Annotated in this window: 2 protein-coding genes; one reads left to right on the top strand and one right to left on the bottom strand. The window is 72.5% G+C overall.

What is annotated here, in order from left to right; genetic code table 11:
* Positions 1 to 33: 33 nt before the first annotated feature.
* Positions 34 to 2,262: a bi-domain-containing oxidoreductase gene (locus tag AC08ON_RS17090; protein WP_476617342.1), complete on the bottom strand. Its 2,229-nt coding sequence runs from the start codon at positions 2,260 to 2,262 to the stop codon at positions 34 to 36.
* A 248-nt stretch (positions 2,263 to 2,510) separates the two neighbouring features.
* Here AC08ON_RS17090 and AC08ON_RS17085 point away from each other — a divergent pair, with 248 nt between their 5' ends.
* A complete protein-coding gene (locus tag AC08ON_RS17085; RefSeq protein WP_476617341.1) occupies positions 2,511 to 3,545 on the top strand; it encodes an MraY family glycosyltransferase in 1,035 nt (344 codons plus the stop codon).
* Positions 3,546 to 3,551: the final 6 nt, after the last annotated feature.

Here is a 3,551-nt window from a genome sequence, read left to right as displayed (position 1 = left end):
CGTCGAAAAAATCTTCGGCCGGTTCCCAGCTATTCAGGAACCCATCCGGGCCGGGCTTCGCGCTACCTCGGCACCGAGCGCGTCAGCGGCCGCGAGGGTCGCCCGGCTCGAGGCGAACAGCTCCGCGGTGACACCGGCGTCGCTGCCGCGGCACATCCGCAGGAAGGCCGCCGCGGCGGCGTGATGCCCCTTGTCCTGCGCTCCCTTCCAGGTGGAACGTCCATCGATCACCAGTTCGCGGTAGTCGTCGATGCGGACGTGCCGGCTGCCCGCCAGCGCCTCGAGGTGCTCCTTACGCACTCCGCGGGGACGGGCGGAACTGTAGGAGATGGCAGACAGGGAACCGTCGGCATGCCGGAGCGTGACCGCCACATCGGGAGCAAGCAACAGCTCGGCCTCCCGCCCGGCGAGCGCCGTCACCGTGTCCACGTCGCTGCCGGCGAGCGCGGCACAGGTGTCGACGAAATGGCAGACCTCACCGAGCAGCCGGCCACCCTGGACCCGGTCGTTGTACCAGTGGTCGGCCGGCACCGGCCCGGCAGCGATCCGATAGCTCAACGTGAGAGGACCATCCCGGTCGGCCAGCGCCGCGCGAGCTGCGGTGACCGCCGGGGAAAAACGCCGGTTGTATCCGACGACAAGCACCCCGCCGCCGGTCGCCGCCGCCTTCTCCACCCGGTTGAGCTCGTCGAGGCTCAGCGCGAGCGGCTTCTCGCACCATACGTGCCGACCGCGTTCCAGGGCCCGGGCTGCGAGGTCGGCATGCGTCGCATGCGGCGTCGCGATGACGACCACGTCGACGTCGTCGTCGTCCAGCACGGCCTCGGCGCCGGCCACCGCCCCGGCGAACCCGTGCCGGTCCGCGAAGGCCCTGGCCGACCGGCCACCGGCGGAGGCCACCGTGACCAACTGGTCAAACCCGGCCGCCCGGAAGGCGGGCAGCAGAACCGATCCGGAGAACGTCCCGGCCCCGATCCAGCCGACCCGGCTGCCCCGACGTCCCGCTGGGGCGGATCGCTGGCGGGGCACCCGCGGCCGCGGGCTGACCGACCGCTCCCGGGTCGGGCCCGCGCTGTGCGCCAGTGCAGCCCCGGCCACCGCGGACCCGGCCCGCTCGGAGGCGGCCCGTTCGGAGGCGGCCGACGCCGGGTAGTCGAAACGGATCCCCAGGTACGGCTCGCTGCGGGTGGCGACGATCTCGTAGGCCCGCGGCGCCGCGTCGATCGGAAAGACGTGGGTAACAAGATCATCAACTCGCAGCCGGTCGGCTACGAGCAGGTCTAGCACGGCCTCCTGGTTGCGTCCCTCGGTCCAGCGGACCTGCCCGACAGGGTAGTCAACCCCCCACTCCTCGTATCCACGCTCGTACCGGCCCGGTCCGTAGGAGCGGGCGAAGCGCAGCGTCAGCTCCTTGTCGTAGAACGGCGCGCGCAGCAGGCCCAGTCCGACGTCACCCACCACGACCAACTGCGCCCGGTCCCGGGCCAGCGCGGTGGCCCGCATGACCGGTTCCGCCGAGCGACCAGCGGCGCAGATGAGGACCGCGTCGGCACCACGGCCCCGGCTCCATGCGCGGACCGCGGCGGTGGTGGCCTCGCCGGACTCCCGCAGCGCACGGACACCGCTCGCCTCGGCGGTGACCAGCGGCAGATCGGCAAGGTCGATGCCGGCGACGTCACATCCGCTGGCGAGCGCGAGCCGGGCGGCGAGCTGACCGACCAGCCCCAGCCCGACGACCACCACCTTCGCCCCGGGGCCCACCTCCGCCAGGCGCAGCCCGTGCAGGGCGATAGAGCCGATCGTGGCGAACGCCGCCGCCCCCGGGGCGACACCGCCCGGAACCCGGGCGCAGAGCAGCCCGGGAACGGCCTGGAACTCGGCGTGGTTGGCGCGCCCGGCCCCACCCGTGGCGACGAGGTCACCGGGGCGGATGCGGTCAACCGCGGAGCCCACCTCGACGACGCGACCACATCCGCTGTAGCCGAGGGGAACGTCGGCCCCGAGCCGGTCCCGGACCGAACGCGCTGCCGGGATGAGACCGTCGGTCCTCGCCTTCTCCGCGACCTTGCGGACAAGGTCCGGGCGGGCCCGCGCCTTGGTCAGCAGCCCGGAGCGGGCGAGCGTGGTAACGGCACGTTCCGTGCCGGCGGACACGATCGTCGCAACGGTCGCCACCAGCACCTCGGTCGGACCGATGACCGGCACGGGAACGTCGACGACGCGCACCGCCCCGCCGGACGCCGCCTGCACCACCTGCTTCACCACGCCACCTGCTTCACCACGCCACCAGGGCGCCGCCGCGCCGGCCGACGGTCGGCGCCGGCAGGTGGACCCGCACCCACGCGCGGACCCGTACCGGCGTGTCGGCCCGAGTCTTCGGTACGACCGGGGGAAGTGAGGGCGTCGGGGGCGCCCACGCTCGCATCATGCTGCGCAGTGTAGTTGATGCATTACATTCAGCGATGAACATCGGCCTCGCCCATTCGAAGTGTCAGACCCGGAGGAACGGCATGCTCGAAGCGTCGGCCGCCGCGTGCATCGTCACCCTCGCGGCGACCCCGATCGTCATCGTCGGCATGCGTCGGATGGCGGCGATCGACGAGGTCACCACGCGGTCCTCGCACCAGGTCCCGACCCCGCGTGGCGGCGGTATCGCAGTCGTCCTCGGGCTGTTCGCGGGCATCGGCCTGGCGGTGTGCATCCCTGGGCCCGGCGACGCCCGCGACCTGCTGTCGTTGACCATCGGCATCGCCCCGTTCGGCCTGATCGGACTCGTCGAGGACCTCAGCGGCATCGCTCCGCTGCGCCGGCTGGCCCTGCACGTCACCGCGGCCGTCGTCGCGGTGACGGCGGTGCGCGGGGCGGTGCTCGACGACCCGGTTCCGAGCGGCACAACCGTCCTGCTCGTCACGATCATCGCACCGGTCTGGATCACCGCTTTCGTCAACGTCTTCAACTTCATGGACGGCATCAACGGCATCTCGGTGACGGCGGCGGTCCTGGCCGGGGCGGCGTTCACGGTGCTCGGAGCCGTCCACCACGTGGACGCGATCACGACCGGCGGTGCTCTCACGGCGGCCGCGGCGCTCGGTTTCGGCCCGTTCAACTTCCCGCGGGCCCGCATCTTCCTCGGGGACGTGGGCAGCTATTCGCTGGGAGCCGCGATCGCGCTCCTGGCGGTGCGGGCGGTCCTGGCGGGAATACCGGCGGAGACCGCCTTGGCACCGACGGCGCTGTACCTGGCCGACACCGCCTGGACTCTGCTACGCCGGGTGCGGGCGAAGGAACAGTGGTACCTGCCCCACCGCACCCATGCCTACCAGCGACTCACCACCGCCGGGTGGTCACACACCCGGGTGACCGGGCTGGTTGGCGTCCTGACGGCGGTCCTCGTCGCCTTGGGATTCGCCGCGGACGGACCACTGCCGGTTCGCCTGCTCGCCGACACGGCGGCCGGGCTGGTGCTCCTCGGCTACCTGAACGCTCCACAGCGCGTCGCGGGGGGACGGGACTCCGCCCGCCGACGCGCTGTGGCGTTCAGGTAGCCGAGG

Source organism: Frankia sp. CoWAU3, from assembly GCF_977971855.1.
The sequence above is the reverse complement of the archived record's forward strand: the minus strand, read 5'-3'. Positions and strand labels throughout refer to the sequence as shown.

Coding starts and splice junctions, on each gene's coding strand:
- AC08ON_RS17085 (WP_476617341.1), top strand. CDS start 2,511: ATGCTCGAAGCGTCGGCCGCCGCGTGCATCGTCACCCTCGCGGCGACC.